Below are 17,479 nucleotides of genomic sequence, written 5' to 3'. Positions count from 1 at the left end.
TGCTCAATGTCTAAAAGCTGGCGCGATCCCTGTGGGAGCGGCCTTGTGTCGCGATTGGGCCGCACAGCGGCCCCAGCAGTCTTTGCCGCGAAGCGGACATCAAGGGGCCGCTTCGCGGCCCGATCGCGACACAAGGCCGCTCCCACAAAAAGACCACGTCCACCTGCAATGCCGGTTCACGGCGCCAGCCCGATCCCCCGCAAGATCACGCTGGTCACCGTCTGCACCGCATTCTCGAAGGCCATGTCAGACAGCACCTCGCCGCCGTTGAGCAACTGCACCTGGTAACCAAAGTCAGCATAGTGCTGGGTAGACGCCCAGATCATGTACAGCAACGCCGAAGGCTCTACCGGCAGAATACGCCCCTCTTCCACCCAGCAGCGGATCTTGGCTTCTTTCATCTTCGCCCAGGGCACCAGGCTTTCGTCGAGGTTCACCCCCAGCACCGGCGCCCCGTGCAGCATCTCTTCGGCCCAGATTTTCGAGCCCAGCGGCCGCGAGCGCGAATGGCCCATCTTCGCCCGAATGTAGCTGGTCAGCACCACACGCGGGTCGTCGAAGTTCTCGAAGCACAGGGCGTCCTGCTTCCACACATCCAGCAAGTCCTGCAGCACCGCGCGGAACAGCTCGTCCTTGGTGCTGAAGTAATAATGCAGGTTGGAACGTGGCAGCTCAGCCTGCTCGGCGATATCCCCCATGGAGGTGGCGCTGTAGCCCTTCTCGGCAAACACCTTTTCCGCCGCCTGTAGGATTTTTTCGATATTGCGTCGACGGATTTCGATCTTGTGATTGGCCATCAGGCTTGGGCCGTCCACACCGCCAGCTCATAACCGTCCGGGTCGATGAAATGAAAGCGCCGCCCGCCGGGGAAGGCAAAGGTCGCCCGGCTGATTTTCGCCCCGGCAGCTTCGATCCGCTGCTGCGTGGCCTCCAGGTCGTCAGCGTACAGGATGACCAGCGGCCCGCCCGGGCGCACCGGCTCACCCGTGGTGAAGCCCCCCGTCAACCGGCCATCGCTGAACTCGGTGTAGGTCGGCCCGTAGTCGGTGAACGCCCAGCCAAACACACTGCCATAGAAGGCCTTGCTCCGTGAGATGTCGCTGACATTGAACTCGATGTTGTCGATCTGCCGGTCAGTACCGCGAATGCCCATGTATGCTCCGTGCCGAAAGGGTTTGGCCTAGTCTACTCCGGTCAAGGCAGTCGCCCCACTCATTCGCTACCCACAACGCGCCCGGTCACGTGCCGGGCACTGTGCGCGGTGCAGATTCAGCGCAGTGTTGATGATGCCTATCTGGCTGAAGGCCTGGGGGAAGTTGCCGAGCATGCGCTGGCCGGCCGGGTCGTACTGTTCGGCCAGCAGGCCGAGGTCGTTGCACAGGCCGGTCAGGTGTTGGTACAGCGCTTCGGCTTTGGCCTGGCGCCCCAGCAATACATAAACGTCAGCCAGCCAGAACGAACACACCAGGAAGGTGCCCTCTCCCGGCGTCAGGCCGTCGCTGCAGCTGTCACTGTCATAGCGCAGCAGCAGGCCGTTCTTCATCAGACGCTGTTCGATCTGTTCCAGGGTGCGCATGAAGCGTGGGTCATCCGCCGGCAGGAAGCCGGTCAGGGCGATCTGCAACAGGCTGGCGTCCATTTCGGTCGACCCATAGGCCTGGACGAAGAACCGGCCGCTGGGGTCCAGGCCGTGCTCGCACACGTCGCGGTGAATCTCGTCAGCCACCTGGCGATAATGCTGCCCGCGCTCGCGGCCTTCTTCTGTGGTGTCGGCCAGCCCTGCGGCGCGGTCGAAGGCGACCCAGGCCATCACCTTGGAGTGCACGAACTGCTGCCGGCCGCCACGCACTTCCCAGATGCCCTCGTCCGGCTCGCGCCAGATGCGTTCGACATAAGGCAATATCAAGCGCGAAATGGCGGCGCTGCGCGGGTGACGGGGCAACCCGCCCCTGATCGCCTGAGTCATCGCATCGGCCAGTTCGCCATAGATGTCCAGTTGTGTCTGCGCCGAGGCGGCGTTGCCCACCCGCACCGGCTGCGAATGCTCATAACCGGCCAACCACGGCAAGGTGTACTCCTGCAGGTCACGCTCGCCAGCCAGGCCATACATGATTTGCATCTGCTCAGGGTTGCCGGCCACCGAGCGCAGCAGCCACTCGCGCCAGGCCTGGGCCTCATCGAAGTAGCCAAGGTTCATGAAGGCCAGCAGGGTCATGGTCGCGTCGCGCAGCCAACAGAAGCGGTAGTCCCAATTGCGCTCGCCACCCACACGCTCAGGCAACGAAGTGGTGACGGCAGCGACAATACCGCCGGTGGGGGCGTAGGTCATGGCCTTGAGGGTGAGCAGCGACCGACGCACCAGGGCGGTATATGGCCCTACCTGCGGGCAGCGGTCGGCGAAGGCCTGCCATTGCTCACAGGTGTTTGCCAGGGCATGGTCGATGTTGCAGTCAGGCTGCACCGGCAAGTGCGAGGGCTGGTGACGCAGGCTGAAGACCTGGCGCTGGCCCGTGCTGACACGAAAGCGGCAGCCGGTATGGTGGTCGCGAGCTTGCGGGGGCACGGTGCTGCACAGGATCAACCGGTCAGGGCCGGCGACGGCACTGAGGGTCAGTGGGTCGAGCCGTTCCACCCAGGGCACGCTGCGGCCGTAGTCGAAGCGCATGACCAGGTCCATTTCAAAATGGGTTTCGCCAGACAAGCCTTCGACGATGCGCACCACCGAATTGACTTCGCCCAGCGGCATGAAGTCGAGCACCCGGGCACGACCGCTGGCGGTGACCCAGGTGGTTTCCAGCACCAGGGTGTCGCCCAGGTATTGGCGGCTGCTGTGCGTTACCGGGTCGCAAGGGGCCAGGCGCCAGCGGCCATTTTCTTCGTTGCCCAGCAGGGCCGCGAACACGGCGGGGGCGTCGAAGCGTGGCAGGCACAACCAGTCCAGCGCGCCATCGCGGCTGACCAGCGCCGCACTGCGGCAGTTGCCCAGCAGGGCGTAGTCTTCGATATGGGCAGGCATCGAGTCTCCTTTGTGTGGTTGCCTGTGCTGGCCTCTTCGCAGGTGCCTGAGGGAAATGGAATGCCCTGCAGGCGCGGGCTTGCCCGCGAAAGGGCCGGCACGGGCTTGCAAACCTCTCACCCCAACCGGTGCCACTCCCGCTTGTCGCGGGTCAGCAATTCATTGCCGGCCTCAGGCCCATCTTCGCCAGCCGAGTACTCATGCACTTCGCCGCCCTGGGCCCAGGCATCGAGAAACGGCTGCACCGCTCGCCAGCCGTTTTCGATGTTGTCAGCCCGCTGGAACAGGGTCTGGTCACCGGTCAGGCAGTCATAGATCAGCGTCTCGTAGCCAGTGGCCGGGGTCATCTTGAAGAAGTCCTTGTAGGCAAAACCCAACTCGACATTCTCCATCACCAGCTCTGGCCCGGGCCGTTTGGCTTGCAGGTCGAACCACATGCCTTCATTGGGCTGGATCTGGATTTTCAGGTAGTTGGGCTTGGGCCGTTCCAGCTCCGACTCGCGAAACTGCGCATACGGTGCGGGCTTGAAGCAGATGGCAATCTCGGTGTCACGCACGCTCATGCGCTTGCCGGTGCGCAGGTAGAACGGCACGCCGGCCCAGCGCCAGTTGTCGATCATCACCTTTAGCGCCACGTAGGTCTCGGTCTGGCTATCCGGCGCGACGTTGGCCTCCTGACGGTAGCCTGGCAACGGCTTGCGCCCCTGCTTGCCAGCGCTGTACTGGCCTCGCACGGAGTTCTTCAGGGCCATTTTTGCTGACCATGGGCGAATAGCGCCGACCACCTTGGCCTTTTCACCGCGCACCGCATCGGCGCCGAACGCGGCCGGCGGCTCCATGGCCACCATCGCCAGCAACTGGAACAGGTGGTTGGGCACCATGTCGCGCAGGGCGCCGGTGCTGTCATAGAAGGCACCACGGGTCTCGACACCGACAGTTTCCGCTGCGGTGATCTGCACGTGGTCGATGTAGTGATTGTTCCAGAACGATTCGAACAGGCCGTTGGAAAAGCGGCTGACCAGAATATTCTGCACCGTCTCTTTGCCCAGGTAATGGTCGATGCGGTAGATCTGCCGCTCGCCCATCACCTTCAGCAGGCAGGCGTTGAGCGCCTCGGCGCTGGCCAGATCGGTGCCGAACGGTTTTTCAACCACCACCCGGCGAAAGCCGCCGGCAGACTCGTCCAGCAGGCCGGCCTGCCCCAGGCGCTGCGCCACCTCGGGGAAGAACCGCGGCGACGTGGCCAGATAGAAAATGGCATTGCCGTGGCGGGTCTTGTCGATGCGCCTGGCCAGGGCCTGGTAGGTGGCCGGATCGAGAAAGTCGCCCGTCTGATAGTCCAGGTGCTTGGCCAGGCGGGCCCATAGCTTCTCGTCCAGGCACTTGGCGCTGCCCTCGCTTCCTTTGTCACGCTCGACCATGAACGCGCGCAGGCGCGCGGCGAAATCCTCGGCGCTGGCCGGGTTATGGTCAACGCCGACGATGCGCAGGTTACGGTCGAGCAAACCGTCACGGCTGAGGTTGTACAGCGCGGGCATCAGCAGGCGCTTGACCAGGTCGCCATTGGCGCCGAACAGGAACAGGGTACAAGGGGGGGCGGCCGCAAGGGTCTGTTTAGTCATTCGCCTTTCTTCTCGACGTGGCCACCGAAGCCCAGGCGCATGGCCGAGAGGATCTTGTCACCGTAGGTGCCCTGTTGCTGGCGCGAACGGAAGCGCGCGAACAGTGCGCTGGACAACACCGGCACCGGCACCGCCTGCTCGACGGCGGCGTCGATGGTCCAGCGGCCTTCGCCACTGTCGGACACCGAGCCACTGAATTGCGACAGCTGAGGGTCGGCCACCAGTGCATCAGCGGTGAGGTCGAGCAGCCACGAGGTCACCACGCTGCCGCGTCGCCACACTTCGGCAATTTCGGCCACGTTCAGGTCGAAGCGCTGGTCTTCGGGCAGCTCGCTGCCGCCTTTGCTGCGCAGCAGGTCGAAGCCTTCGGCATAGGCCTGCATCAGGCCGTACTCGATACCGTTATGCACCATTTTCACGTAGTGCCCGGCGCCCGGTGGGCCGGCATGGATATAGCCGTGCTCCGCACGCTGGTGCTCGCCGCTGCGGCCATGGGTACGCGGGATGTCGCCCACGCCCGGCGCCAGGGCCTTGAACAGCGGCTCGAGGCGCTCGAACACGTCCTTTTCGCCGCCGATCATCATGCAGTAGCCGCGGTCCAGGCCCCACACGCCGCCGGAAGTCCCGACGTCCAGATAATGCAGGCCGCGCTTGGCCAGTTCGGCGGCGCGGCGCATGTCGTCCTTGTAGAAGGTGTTGCCACCGTCGATGATCGCATCGCCCGGTTCCAGCAATTCGGCCAGCTGGGCGATAGTCTGCTCGGTGGCGTCGCCAGCCGGCAGCATCACCCAGACCGCGCGCGGCGCTTTCAGCTTTTGCACCAGTGCACCGAGGTCATGCGCGCCCTGGGCGCCTTCGCCCTCCAGGCCGGTGATGGCTTCACGGTTGCGGTCGTGCACCACGGTGCGATGACCGGCGCGCATCAGGCGCCTTGCGATATTGCCGCCCATACGGCCCAGCCCGATGATTCCCAGTTGCATGAGCCAATGCTCCCTTTTCGAAATGGATGACGACAGTCCAGCTTTTCAGATTAGTCCAGCATGCCGCCCGAGGGTTCAGCGACGAACGGCAAGACCACAATAAACAAAAAAGTTCCCAAGCTCGGTGAAAGAATTCAGAATGCGCCCCGCGTGAAGCGTCTACGCTTTGACTTGTCACCAGCCAAAACCGCGAGGTGTGCTCATGGGTACATTGATGCCAGCAACCCCACCCCAGACCCTCTATGTCTCCGTGCGCCGTGATGAGCTGCGTAAACTGAAGGACGAACGTGACCAGCTGCGTCAGCAGGTCGCCCAACTGAACCTGCTGTTGGCGCAACAGCGCACTGACGATAAAGCTGTCAGCCTCTGATCGATTCCCATGCCGCCTGTGGGAGCTGCATAGCTCCCACCCGATCCTGAAGCCAGTCACCGTCTTTGAACCCTATCGGGCAACCGAAGCGGCTTTGTGCCCAAAAAGGGCCAGTACTGAAAGCAGAATCCTGCGCCCATACCCGCCTCTTCGCAGCCGAAGGCCACGCTTACGCTTACGCACCCAAAAGGTGCATTGCGCGTAACGAGCCACAATTTGGCGCAGCTCGAAACCCCTCTGCCCCACACTCGCCCACCCCGTTTCACACCCCCTCACAAACGCCAACGTTTGCGTCTATTGCGCACATAACAATAGTGACCAGTGGGTCACCTTTTTAGCACTTTCTCTCCTACACTCAGTTTTCGGCCCGCCATTTGCTCAATGGAAGAGTGACCCCAAAAAAGTCGAACTTTCAGGAAACCCGGCAGGTCATGAACATAAGTAGGCCAGACGCATCGGGCTATTCCCGATCCTCGGCCCACACACCCCAACCAGTCCAAGCGCCTTCGGCCGGAATGCTGATCGCGTAGTGCCTGCGCGCACGACCCTGGGGCATGGAACGCACTAAGCAGATTCAAACTAGAGAGAACCAGCACGAAACATCGCCACGGGTGCCAGCACCCGACCAAGCATAGGGACGGAGAGAAGTATGATCAGTGCCGCTGTCGAGCCTCACGTAGACGCTTTCAAACCGGATAACCGCGAGCCGCTCACCCCGGACTTCGCCACGACAGGCAAGGCACCCGGCGCCCAGCGCCAGCAAAACCCGAACATGCGCAAGATTCTGTTCGTGACCTCGGAAATCGCTGATCTGGTGAAAACCGGTGGCCTGGGTGACGTGTCCGCTGCCCTGCCCCGTGCCCTGGCGCACCTGCACGATGTGCGGGTACTTATCCCCGGCTACCGCCAGGTGATGGAAAGCGACAACCCTATACATATCGTGGGTGAACTGGGTGGTCACGCGGCACTGCCGCCCTGCAAGATCGGGCGCATGGACATGGCCGACGGCCTGGTCATCTATGTGTTGATCTGCCCCGAACTGTACCAGCGCGACGGCACACCCTATGGTGCCAACAATGGCCGCGACTGGCCCGACAACCACATCCGCTTCGCCCGCCTGGGCCTGGCTGCCGCCGAAATCGCTGCCGGCGAAGGCAAGATCCACTGGACGCCGGAAGTGGTGCACGCGCATGACTGGCCCGCCGGCCTGGCCCCCGCCTACATGCACTGGCGCGGCCTGAATACGCCTACGCTATTCACCATCCACAACCTGGCGTACCAAGGTGTGTACAGCCGCGGCTGCAGCCCGGAGCTGGCGATACCCGAACATGCCATGCAGCAAGAAGGCATGGAGTTCTACGGCAAGCTGTCGTTCCTCAAGGCCGGCCTGGCCTACTCCAGCCACATCACCACAGTCAGCGCCACCTACGCCCGGGAAATCACCACCCCGGAATTCGGCTGCGGCCTGGACGGTTTCCTCGCCAGCAAGGCCCAGCAAGGCCTGCTCGGTGGCATCCCCAACGGCATCGACGAGAGCTGGGACTCGGCTACCGACAAGCACCTGCAACACAACTTCAGCATCAATGACTGGGAGGGCAAAGCGCGTAACACCCAGGAGGTGCGCGAGCTGTTCGGCCTGGACGATTCCGAAGGCCCACTATTCGCCGTAGTGTCGCGGCTGGTCTATCAAAAGGGCCTGGACCTGACCTTGGGCGTGGCCGACTACATCGTCGAGCAAGGCGGGCAGATCGCGATCATCGGCCGCGGCGAGCCGGAAGAAGAACAGGCCATGCGCGAGCTGGCACTGCGTCACCCGGGCCGCATCGGCGTGCGTATTGGTTTCAATGAAACCGATGCCCGGCGCATGTTCGCCGGCAGCGATTTCCTGCTGATGCCGTCTCGGTATGAGCCGTGCGGCCTTAGCCAGATGTACGCGCAACGCTTCGGCTCGCTGCCGGTAGCACGCAATACCGGTGGCCTGGCCGACACCATCGAGTGCGGCGTGACGGGCTTCCTGTTCAACGAGTCCACCGTCGAGAGCTACCGCGAGGCACTCAGCCGCGCCTTCTATGTTTACGGCAAGAAGGACCTGCTGAACGCCATGCGCTGCCTCTCGATGACCCAACCGTTCAACTGGTGCCAGGCGGTTGAACCCTATGCCCGCCTGTACGAGGACCTGGTCAAGCAGACACAACTGAGCCACTACTGAGCGGGGGTCGGAAGATGCACAGACATGGCGCACACTTGCTGGACGCCACGTCGGCGCGCTTCGCCCTCTGGGCGCCGGATGCGCGCAGCGTGAGCGTGGAACTGGAGCAGCAGCCGGCCATCGAACTGCTGCCGGATGATGAGGGTTGGTACAGCGGCGTGGCGCCATGCCAGGCCGGTGACCGTTACCACTACCGTATCGACGGGCAGCTGCAGGTGGCCGACCCGGCCTCGCGCTACCAGCCCGACGGCGTACACGGGCCAAGCCAGGTAGTGGATGTGGCCGGTTACGCCTGGCAACACCCATGGCAGGGCCGGCCTTGGCATGAGGCCGTGATCCAGGAGGTGCATGTCGGCCTGCTCGGGGGTTATGCCGGGGTTGCCCAGCAACTGCCGCGCCTGGCCGAACTGGGCATCAGCGCGATCGAGCTGATGCCGCTGGGGCAGTTCCCCGGCGAACGCAATTGGGGCTACGACGGCGTACTCCCTTACGCCCCACAGAACACTTACGGCAGCCCCGAGCAGCTGTGCGCACTGGTCGACCAGGCCCACGGCCACGGGCTGATGGTGCTGGTCGATGTGGTGTACAACCATTTCGGCCCCGACGGTAATTACCTGCACCAGTACGCCAGCCCCTTCTTCCGTGAAGACCGGCAGACACCCTGGGGCGCGGCCATCGACTTTCGCCGCCCGCAGGTGCGCGAGTACTTTATCCAGAATGCCCTGATGTGGCTGTGCGACTACCGCTGTGACGGCCTGCGCCTGGATGCCGTGCATGCCATCGACCAGCCCGACTTCCTGATTGAGCTGGCCCAACGGGTGCGCGCCGCCGTAGAACCGGGCCGGCACGTATGGCTGGTGCTGGAGAACGAGCACAACCAGGCGGGCCTGCTGGAACAGGGTTACGACGCCCAGTGGAACGATGATGGCCACAACGCCCTGCACGTGCTGCTGACCGGTGAAACCGAAGGTTACTACGCCGACTACCAGCATCGCCCCATCGACCAACTGGCCCGGTGCCTTGGCGAAGGTTTCGTGTTCCAGGGCCAGGCCAACCGGCATGGCAAACCACGCGGCGAACCCAGCGGGCATTTGCCGCCCAGTGCCTTCGTGTTGTTCCTTCAAAACCACGACCAGGTCGGCAACCGCGCGCTGGGTGAGCGCCTGACCCGCCTATGCCCCGCGCCAGCTTTGCGTGCAGCCACCGGCCTGTTGCTGCTGGCCCCCATGATTCCGCTGCTGTTCATGGGCGACGAAGCCGGCAGCTGCCAGCCGTTCCTGTTCTTTACCGACTTCCATGACGCGTTGGCCGACGCCGTCCGCGAAGGCCGTCGTGGCGAGTTCGCCCACTTCACCGCGTTCGCCGACCCCACGCAGCGTGAGCACATTCCCGACCCCAACGCCGAACAGACGTTCGCGTCCTCACGCCCGCAAAACAAGGCGGTGATCGCCGGCTGGCACGGCCTTTACCAGCAACTGCTCGACCTGCGCCGCCGCCACGTCATCCCGCACTTGCCCGGCAGCCGTGCGCTGGGCGCCGAGGTGCACGCAGACAAAGCGCTGACCGCGCGCTGGCGGCTGGGCAATGGCAACACACTGCGCATCGACCTCAACCTGGCCGACACCCCGCAGGCGGTCGAACTGCCCGCGCCATCCACACGGCTGTTCGACAGCAGCGACACCCGCCACCCGGATACCCACCTGGCTGCCTACAGCTGTGTGGTCAGCCTGCTTCCCCCTGCCCAGGAGCGCCCATGAGCGAAACCGCCCTGCACCGTCTGGCAACCAGCGTCGGGCTGAACCGCGACTGGATTGACGCCAATGCCAGGCCCCAGCGTGTCAGCGACGACGTGCTGCGCAACGTCCTCGAAGGCCTTGGCCACCCGGCCGGCGATGACGCGGCCGTTGCCGCCAGCCTGCGTGCGGTGGAAACCGCCGAAGACAGCGAACACCTGCCGCCTTTGCTGACCGCCGACCTAGGCCAGCCGCTGGCGCTGGCGCGCTACTTCAGTGCCGCCAGCGTGGCCCACTGCACCCTGGAAGATCACACCTCGGTCACCCTCAGCCTCGATGACCAGGCGCGCCTGCCCGGCGAGCTGCCCATCGGCTATCACCAGGTGGAGATCGACAGCCGCCGCTTCAGCGTGGCGGTGGCGCCAACACGCTGCCACAGCCTGGAAGACAAGGTGCAACAGCCGCCACCACGCTACTGGGGCCTGGCAGTGCAGCTGTACAGCCTGCGCCGCCCCGGCGATGGTGGCTTCGGCGACTGCCTGGCACTGGAGCAGTTGGCCCGCTCGGCCGCCGAGCGCGGTGCCGATGCCCTGGCTATCAGCCCGATTCACGCCCTGTCGGCCATCGACCAGGAACACTACAGCCCCTACTCACCTTCCAGTCGCCTGCTGCTCAACACCCTGTACACCAGCCCCGCGGCCCTGCTGGGTGAACGGGAAGTGCGCATGGCCATCGAAGCCTGCGGGCTGGAGCAACAACTCGAAGAGCTGGAGCAGCGCCCTCTGGTCGACTGGCCACGCGCCGCCAGCGCTCGGCTGCGTTTGCTTGAAGCGCTTTACCAAGGCTTCAGCCAAGGCGACCACCCACTACGCACTGATTTTGAAAGCTTCCGCGAAGCCGGCGGCCAGACCCTGGAGCACCACTGCCGCTTCGAGGTGCTGCAGGCCCAGGCGGTGGAGCACGGCCTCGGTGCCGACTGGCGCAACTGGCCCAAAGCCTGGCATGACCCCTACCACCCGGAAGTGGAGGCTTTAGCCAATGCCTACCCGGCCAAGGTCGAGTTCCACGCGTTCTGCCAGTGGCTGACCGAACGTGGCCTGCAACGTGCCCACGAAGCGGCCCGCAGCAACGGCATGGCCGTGGGCCTGATCGCCGACCTGGCGGTGGGTGCCGACGGTGCCGGCAGCCAGGCCTGGAGCCGTCAGGACGAACTGCTGGCCGGCCTGAGCGTGGGTGCGCCGCCCGACATCCTCAACCACGTCGGGCAGGATTGGGGCATTTGCGCCTTCTCGCCCGAGGGCCTCAAGCGCAATGGCTATCGCGCCTTCATCGAGATGCTGCGGGCCAACCTCGCCCACGCTGGCGGCCTGCGCATCGACCATGTGATGGGCCTGCGCCGGCTATGGCTGATCCCACAGGGGGCCAAACCCAGCGAAGGCGCCTACCTCGATTACCCGTTAGACGACCTGTTGCGCCTGCTGGCGCTGGAGTCGGTGCGTCACCAGGCGATCATCCTCGGCGAAGACCTGGGCACCGTGCCCGACAGCCTGCGTGAAAAGCTGGCCGAGAAGGCGGTGCTGGGCATGCGCGTGCTGCCGTTCGAGCAGACCCAGCCGGGCCAGTTCAAGCCGATTCTCGACTGGCCAGACAATGCCCTGGCCACAACCGGCACCCACGACCTGGCGCCACTGGCCGGCTGGCTGGCAAACCGCGACATCGACTGGAGACACCGCTTGCAACTGATTGATGCTGCTGCCGAATTGCACTGGCGACACGAGCGTCAGAAAGAACGCGACGGCCTGCGCCGCATCCTGGAGGCCAACTACGGCGAACTGAAGGACAACGACGCGCTGATCGATGCGGCCATCCGCTTCGTTGGCCATACCCGTGCGCCGCTGGTGCTGGTACCGCTGGAAGACCTGCTGGGTTGCGACGAGCAACCCAACCTGCCGGGTACCACCAATGGCCATCCCAACTGGCGACGGCGCTTTGCCCTTCCAGTACGCGAACTGCTCGACGATGAGGACGCCGCACGGCGCCTGGAGCTGCTGGCCCAGGCCCGCGAACAGGCGTGGGAGCGCGACCGATGAAGCCACTGACCGCGACCCTGCGCCTGCAATTTCACAGCGACTTCACCCTCGATCACGCCGTACCGCTGGTGCCGTATTTCGCCCAGCTGGGCATCAGCCACCTGTATGCCTCGCCCATCCTCAAGGCCCGCGCTGGCTCGCGCCATGGCTACGACGTGGTCGATCCTACCTGCGTCAACCCGGAGCTGGGCGGCGAGGCCGCGCTGGAGCGCCTGGTTGCCGCCCTGCGCCAGCATGGCATGGGGCTGATCCTCGACACGGTGTCCAACCACATGGCCGTGGGCGGTGCCGACAACCCCTGGTGGCAAAGCCTGCTGGCCTGGGGACGGCGCAGCCCGTATGCAGCGTTCTTCGACATCCAGTGGCACTCCAGCGACCCACTGCTGGCCGGGCAACTACTGTTGCCGTTCCTCGGCAGCGACTACGGCGTGGCGCTCAAGAAGGGTGAGATACCGCTGCAGTTCGACAAACAGCAGGGGCTGCTGCAAGTGGCCCATTATGCGCATCGTTTCCCGATCTGCCCGGTCGATTACGGCTGGATTCTCGCGCTCAGCCCAGAGCCTGCGCTCAAGGTGCTGGCCGAACGCTTCACTGCTTTGGGCGACTCGGCCAACCCGCTGGCCGATAGCCTGCCGCTCCAAGCCGAACTGGCACGCCTGGTGCGCGAAGGTGCCGACCTCGAATCGGCCCTGGTGGCCTTCGACAGCCGCAGCGAGGCCGGTTTCAAGCGCCTGCACCTGCTGCTGGAGCGCCAGACCTACCGCCTGGCCAGCTGGCGCACCGCCGCCGACGACATCAACTGGCGGCGCTTCTTCGACATCAACGAGCTGGGCGGCCTGCGCGTGGAGCGCGCCGTGGTGTTCGAAGCCACCCATGCCAAGCTGTTCGAACTGATCGAACGTGGCCTGGTGGACGGCCTGCGCATCGACCATATCGACGGCCTTGCCGACCCGCGTGGCTACTGCCGCAAACTGCGCCGGCGGGTTGATAGCCTGCTGGCACGGCGGCCGCTGAATGCAGGGCTGGAGCACTTCCCCCTGTACGTGGAAAAGATCCTGGGTGCCGACGAGCACCTGCACCGCGACTGGCTTACCGACGGCACCACCGGCTACGAGTTCATGAACCAGGTATCACTGCTGCAGCATGATCCGGCCGGCGAAGCGCCGCTGAGCGAACTGTGGAGCAACGTCAGCGAGCGCCCGGCGTTCACCGAAGAAGTGCGCCAGGCCCGTCACCTGGTGCTCAACGCCAGCCTGGCCGGTGACTGCGAGTCGGTGGCCCAGGCACTGTTGCAGGTGGCGCGCAACGACCTGATGACCCGTGACCTGACCCTGGGCGCGATTCGCCGGGCCTTGCAGGCGTTGGTGGCGCATTACCCGGTTTACCGAACCTACTTCAATGCCTGCGGGCGCCCGGCGCAGGACGAAACGTTCTTCCAGCAGGCCCTGACCAACGCCCGGCAAGACCTTGCCGAAGCCGACTGGCCGCTGCTGGACCAACTTGAACGGTGGCTGGGCGGGCAAGCCTGGCGGCACCTGCCACCGGGGCGCGCCCGCAAGCAACTGCGCCACGCCTGCGTGCGCTTCCAGCAACTGACTGCGCCCAGCGCCGCCAAAGCCGTGGAAGACACCGCCTTCTACCGCAGCGCGCGGCTGCTGTCGCGCAACGACGTGGGTTTCGAGGCCGAGCGCTTCAGCGCCCCACCCATGCATTTCCACAACGAGGCCCAGCGGCGCCTGCGCGATTTCCCCGACAACCTGCTGACCACCGCCACCCACGACCACAAGCGCGGCGAAGACACGCGTGCACGCCTGGCCGTACTCAGCGAGCGCGGCACGTGGCTGGCCAGCCGGGTGGAGCACTGGCGTGAGCTGGCCGCCCCCCTGTGTGCGCAGTTGGACGACGGGCTGGCACCCAGCCCCGGCGACGAGTTGATGCTGCTACAGACCCTGCTCGGCAGTTGGCCCTTGGACCTCGACCTGAACGACGACAATGCCCTGCGCCAATACGCCGAGCGTGTTCGCCAGTGGCAGCAGAAGGCCCTGCGCGAGGGCAAGCTGCGCAGTAGCTGGAGCGCACCGAACGAGGCCTACGAAGGCGCCTGTGCTCATTACCTCGACGGCCTGCTGCTGGACAGCGAGAACCAGCAACTGTGCAAATCGCTGGCCGACGCGGCGCAGCTGCTGGCCTGCCCCGGCGCACTCAATGGCTTGGTCCAGGCCCTGTTGCGCATGACCACACCTGGTGTGCCCGACCTCTACCAGGGCAACGAATACTGGGACTTCAGCCTGGTCGACCCGGACAACCGCCGCGCCGTGGACTACGCGTCGAGGCGTCGCACGCTGGACGACGCCACGCCAGCAGCCGAGCTGCTGGCGCACTGGCGCGACGGCCGCGTCAAACAGGCCTTGATCGCCCGGGTGCTGGACTGCCGTCAGGCCCACGCCGAGCTGTTCCGCCGCGGTGCCTACCTGCCACTGACCGTACAGGGCCGGCACGCTGACAAAGTCATTGCCTTTGCTCGCCTGGGAGACGGCGAGCACGCCATCGTCGTCGCCCCGCGCCTGGCCAGCAGCCTGCTCGGAGGTGCCGCTACACCGTTGATCCCGGCGCAGAACTGGGACGACACCCGGCTGGTATTGCCGTTTGCCTTGTCACCTGCCAACTCGACGGGACTTTTCGCCTGTGCGGCGGTCAGCTCTTCAAAGGAGTTGCCGTTGAGCGCCGTGCTGGCGGAATTTCCGGTCAACGTGTTGATACAACAATCTTGAGCATCAGGAGCGTCATGATGAGTGTCGATGAAAAGCGTATTCGCGAATTTGCCTACCAGATCTGGGAATCCGAAGGTAAGCCCGTAGGAGAGGAAGAACGCCACTGGGAAATGGCCCGCAAGCTGGCCGAGGCCGAAGCACTGGCGCCCAAGGCAGCCCCGCGCAAGAAAGCAGCGGCCAAACCGAAGGCGCCTGCAGAACCCAAGGCGGCTGCCCTGCCGGGGGTTAAACCCGCTGCGGTGAAAAAGCCCCGGGCGGTGAAAAAGCCTACTGCCGGTTAAGCCTGTCCTGGCCTCTTCGCGGGTAAACCCGCTCCTATAGATTCATCACAGGCGCATGTAGGAGCGGGTTTACCCGCGAAGAGGCCAATGCAGGACAGCACAATTCCCCTTCCCATCACGGCCACTCGAGGATCGTCATGAGCCCCCGCACCCCAAAGAAAACCCGCTCGGTCGCACCATCGCGCATCCGCGAAGGCATGCCCTTCCCCCTCGGCGCCACCTGGGATGGCCTTGGGGTCAACTTCGCCCTCTTCTCGGCCAACGCAACCAAGGTCGAGCTGTGCCTGTTCGACTCCACGGGCGAGCAGGAAATCGAGCGCATAGAGCTGCCCGAATACACCGATGAGATCTACCATGGCTACCTCCCCGACGCTCACCCCGGCCTGGTCTATGGCTACCGGGTGTATGGCCCCTACGAGCCGGAAAACGGCCACCGCTTCAACCCCAACAAGCTGCTGATCGACCCGTACGCCAAGCAACTGGTCGGCAGCCTGAAATGGTCCGAGGCACTGTTCGGCTACACCATCGGCCACCCCGACGGTGACCTGTCGTTCGACGAGCGCGACAGCGCGCCTTTCGTGCCCAAATGCAAGGTCATCGACCCGGCGTTCACCTGGGGCCGCGACCAGCGCGTGCAGATCCCATGGGAGCGCACGATCATCTATGAAGCGCATGCCCGCGGCATCAGCATGCGCCACCCGGCTGTGCCTGAAGAACTGCGCGGCACCTTCGCCGGCCTGGCCAACGACGAGTTGCTCAAGCACATCAAGGACCTTGGCGTGTCGAGCATCGAGCTGCTGCCGATTCACGCCTTCGTCAACGACCAGCACCTGCTGGACAAGGGCCTGAACAACTACTGGGGCTACAACAGCATCGCCTTTTTCGCCCCACACCCGCGCTACCTGGCCAGCGGCAAGATCGCCGAGTTCAAGGAGATGGTCGCGCACCTGCACGACGCCGGGCTCGAGGTGATCCTGGACGTGGTCTACAACCACACCGCCGAAGGCAACGAACGCGGCCCGACCCTGTCGATGCGCGGCATCGACAACGCCTCGTACTACCGCCTGATGCCGGACGACAAACGCTACTACATCAACGACTCCGGCACCGGCAACACCCTGGACCTGAGCCACCCCTGCGTGCTGCAGTTGGTCACCGACTCGCTTCGCTACTGGGCCGGCGAAATGCACGTGGATGGCTTTCGCTTTGACCTGGCGACCATCCTTGGCCGTTACCACGATGGCTACAGCGAGCGTCATGGCTTCCTGGTCGCCTGCCGCCAGGACCCGATGCTGAGCCAGGTCAAGCTGATTGCCGAACCATGGGACTGCGGCCCCGGCGGCTACCAGGTGGGCAACTTCGCCCCGGGCTGGGCGGAATGGAACGACCGCTTCCGCGATACCGCACGCGCCTTCTGGAAAGGCGACGAAGGCCAGTTGGCCGATTTTGCCGCCCGCTTGACCGCCTCGGGCGACATGTTCAACAACCGCGGGCGCCGGCCCTATTCCTCGGTCAACTTCATCACCGCCCACGATGGTTTCACCCTGCGCGACCTGGTGTCCTACAACCACAAGCACAACGAAGACAATGACGAAAACAACCAGGACGGCACCGACAACAACCTGTCCTGGAACTGCGGCGTCGAAGGGCCGACCGACGACCCGGGGATCAATGCCCTGCGCATGCGCCAGATGCGCAACTACTTCGCCACCCTGCTGCTGGCCCAGGGCACGCCAATGATCGTGGCCGGCGACGAGTTCAGCCGCACCCAGCACGGCAACAACAATGCCTACTGCCAGGACAGCGAGATCGGCTGGGTGAACTGGGACCTGGACCAGGAAGGCCAGGAGCTGCTGGCCTTCGTCAAACGCCTGACCCGCCTGCGCCTGGCCTACCCGGTGCTGCGCCGGTCACGCTTCCTGGTGGGTGACTACAATGAGGCAATTGGGGTCAAGGACGTGACTTGGCTGGCACCCGATGGCAACGAGATGAGTGTTGAGCAATGGGAAGACCCACACGGGCGTTGCCTGGGCATGCTGATAGATGGTCGGGCACAGGTCAGCGGTATCGCCCGGCCAGGTGCCGAGGCCACCGTGCTGCTGATCGTCAATGCCCACCATGACGTGGTGCCATTCAAGCTGCCGGCCGTGCCCGAAGGCGATTACTGGAGCTGCCTGGTCGATACCGACCGGCCGGAGTTGCGCAAGGGGCAGCACCTGCAATTCGACAGTACCTTCGAGGTGAAGGGCCGGTCGATGCTGCTGATGGTGTTGCAGCGCGACGAGGAGTGAACCGTGATAACCCAGGCAGGTCTTACGTTTTGATCGCTACGCCCTACCTGTGGGAGCGGGTTTGCCCGCTGCCACAGGTTTTAGCGGCGACAGTAAGGCAGGGTTAACTTCAGGAG

General features: G+C 64.5%; 12 protein-coding genes. 7 read left to right on the top strand and 5 right to left on the bottom strand.

Going from position 1 to position 17,479, the window contains the following annotated elements:
- Nucleotides 1-176 precede the first annotated feature (176 nt).
- The 5 genes from ACF8Q6_RS09450 to gnd all read right to left on the bottom strand — a co-directional run bounded on the left by ACF8Q6_RS09450 (nucleotide 177) and on the right by gnd (nucleotide 5,618).
- Nucleotides 177-797 (bottom strand): TetR/AcrR family transcriptional regulator, encoded by a 621-nt coding sequence (locus ACF8Q6_RS09450; RefSeq protein WP_392498700.1) that lies wholly within the window; start codon nucleotides 795-797, stop codon nucleotides 177-179.
- Nucleotides 797-1,153, bottom strand: coding sequence for a VOC family protein (locus ACF8Q6_RS09445; protein ID WP_003251273.1), 357 nt, complete (start codon nucleotides 1,151-1,153; stop codon nucleotides 797-799). Before ACF8Q6_RS09445 ends, ACF8Q6_RS09450 begins: the two co-directional genes overlap by 1 nt.
- A 66-nt stretch (nucleotides 1,154-1,219) precedes the next feature.
- The gene (locus ACF8Q6_RS09440; RefSeq protein ID WP_019750903.1) at nucleotides 1,220-3,016 is read right to left on the bottom strand and encodes a glycoside hydrolase family 15 protein; all 1,797 of its coding nucleotides are present in this window, start codon (nucleotides 3,014-3,016) and stop codon (nucleotides 1,220-1,222) included.
- A 116-nt stretch (nucleotides 3,017-3,132) separates the two neighbouring features.
- Complete coding sequence (gene zwf, locus ACF8Q6_RS09435; RefSeq protein WP_392490099.1) at nucleotides 3,133-4,638, bottom strand: glucose-6-phosphate dehydrogenase; 1,506 nt, start codon at nucleotides 4,636-4,638, stop codon at nucleotides 3,133-3,135.
- Nucleotides 4,635-5,618 (bottom strand): phosphogluconate dehydrogenase (NAD(+)-dependent, decarboxylating), encoded by a 984-nt coding sequence (gnd, locus tag ACF8Q6_RS09430; protein WP_088512493.1) that lies wholly within the window; start codon nucleotides 5,616-5,618, stop codon nucleotides 4,635-4,637. The genes zwf and gnd overlap by 4 nt, the downstream gene beginning before the upstream one ends.
- Nucleotides 5,619-5,820: 202 nt before the next feature.
- Between gnd and ACF8Q6_RS09425 the strand changes: the two genes are divergently transcribed.
- The 7 genes from ACF8Q6_RS09425 to glgX all read left to right on the top strand — a co-directional run bounded on the left by ACF8Q6_RS09425 (nucleotide 5,821) and on the right by glgX (nucleotide 17,363).
- Entirely contained in the window at nucleotides 5,821-5,988 is a 168-nt protein-coding gene (locus ACF8Q6_RS09425; RefSeq protein WP_014755950.1) for a DUF6026 family protein, read from the top strand.
- A gap of 649 nt (nucleotides 5,989-6,637) precedes the next feature.
- The gene (gene glgA / locus ACF8Q6_RS09420) at nucleotides 6,638-8,197 is read left to right on the top strand and encodes a glycogen synthase GlgA (protein ID WP_012051800.1); all 1,560 of its coding nucleotides are present in this window, start codon (nucleotides 6,638-6,640) and stop codon (nucleotides 8,195-8,197) included.
- Between the two features lie 14 nt (nucleotides 8,198-8,211).
- On the top strand, nucleotides 8,212-9,954 hold the full coding sequence (gene treZ, locus ACF8Q6_RS09415) for a malto-oligosyltrehalose trehalohydrolase (protein WP_392490098.1): 1,743 nt from the start codon (nucleotides 8,212-8,214) through the stop codon (nucleotides 9,952-9,954).
- Complete coding sequence (gene malQ, locus ACF8Q6_RS09410) at nucleotides 9,951-12,020, top strand: 4-alpha-glucanotransferase (RefSeq protein ID WP_392490097.1); 2,070 nt, start codon at nucleotides 9,951-9,953, stop codon at nucleotides 12,018-12,020. The genes treZ and malQ overlap by 4 nt, the downstream gene beginning before the upstream one ends.
- Nucleotides 12,017-14,791, top strand: coding sequence for a malto-oligosyltrehalose synthase (locus ACF8Q6_RS09405; protein ID WP_392490096.1), 2,775 nt, complete (start codon nucleotides 12,017-12,019; stop codon nucleotides 14,789-14,791). The genes malQ and ACF8Q6_RS09405 overlap by 4 nt, the downstream gene beginning before the upstream one ends.
- A 14-nt stretch (nucleotides 14,792-14,805) precedes the next feature.
- Nucleotides 14,806-15,072 carry a DUF2934 domain-containing protein gene (locus ACF8Q6_RS09400; RefSeq protein ID WP_064614872.1) on the top strand — a complete coding sequence of 89 codons (267 nt, stop codon included), beginning with the start codon at nucleotides 14,806-14,808 and terminating at the stop codon, nucleotides 15,070-15,072.
- A 137-nt stretch (nucleotides 15,073-15,209) separates the two neighbouring features.
- Complete coding sequence (gene glgX / locus ACF8Q6_RS09395) at nucleotides 15,210-17,363, top strand: glycogen debranching protein GlgX (protein WP_012051795.1); 2,154 nt, start codon at nucleotides 15,210-15,212, stop codon at nucleotides 17,361-17,363.
- Nucleotides 17,364-17,479: the final 116 nt, after the last annotated feature.

The sequence above is a fragment of the Pseudomonas sp. GLN_2 genome (assembly GCF_043106005.1).
Lineage (GTDB): Bacteria > Pseudomonadota > Gammaproteobacteria > Pseudomonadales > Pseudomonadaceae > Aquipseudomonas > Aquipseudomonas alloputida.
Note: the sequence above shows the minus strand (reverse complement) of the source record. Positions and strands in the feature narration are given on the sequence as shown.

Bases quoted from the DNA above. Each gene is read 5' to 3' on its own strand.
- ACF8Q6_RS09450 (WP_392498700.1), bottom strand. From the start codon at position 797: ATGGCCAATCACAAGATCGAAATCCGTCGACGCAATATCGAAAAAATC.
- ACF8Q6_RS09445 (WP_003251273.1), bottom strand. From the start codon at position 1,153: ATGGGCATTCGCGGTACTGACCGGCAGATCGACAACATCGAGTTCAAT.
- ACF8Q6_RS09440 (WP_019750903.1), bottom strand. From the start codon at position 3,016: ATGCCTGCCCATATCGAAGACTACGCCCTGCTGGGCAACTGCCGCAGT.
- zwf (WP_392490099.1), bottom strand. From the start codon at position 4,638: ATGACTAAACAGACCCTTGCGGCCGCCCCCCCTTGTACCCTGTTCCTG.
- gnd (WP_088512493.1), bottom strand. From the start codon at position 5,618: ATGCAACTGGGAATCATCGGGCTGGGCCGTATGGGCGGCAATATCGCA.
- ACF8Q6_RS09425 (WP_014755950.1), top strand. From the start codon at position 5,821: ATGGGTACATTGATGCCAGCAACCCCACCCCAGACCCTCTATGTCTCC.
- glgA (WP_012051800.1), top strand. From the start codon at position 6,638: ATGATCAGTGCCGCTGTCGAGCCTCACGTAGACGCTTTCAAACCGGAT.
- treZ (WP_392490098.1), top strand. From the start codon at position 8,212: ATGCACAGACATGGCGCACACTTGCTGGACGCCACGTCGGCGCGCTTC.
- malQ (WP_392490097.1), top strand. From the start codon at position 9,951: ATGAGCGAAACCGCCCTGCACCGTCTGGCAACCAGCGTCGGGCTGAAC.
- ACF8Q6_RS09405 (WP_392490096.1), top strand. From the start codon at position 12,017: ATGAAGCCACTGACCGCGACCCTGCGCCTGCAATTTCACAGCGACTTC.
- ACF8Q6_RS09400 (WP_064614872.1), top strand. From the start codon at position 14,806: ATGATGAGTGTCGATGAAAAGCGTATTCGCGAATTTGCCTACCAGATC.
- glgX (WP_012051795.1), top strand. From the start codon at position 15,210: ATGAGCCCCCGCACCCCAAAGAAAACCCGCTCGGTCGCACCATCGCGC.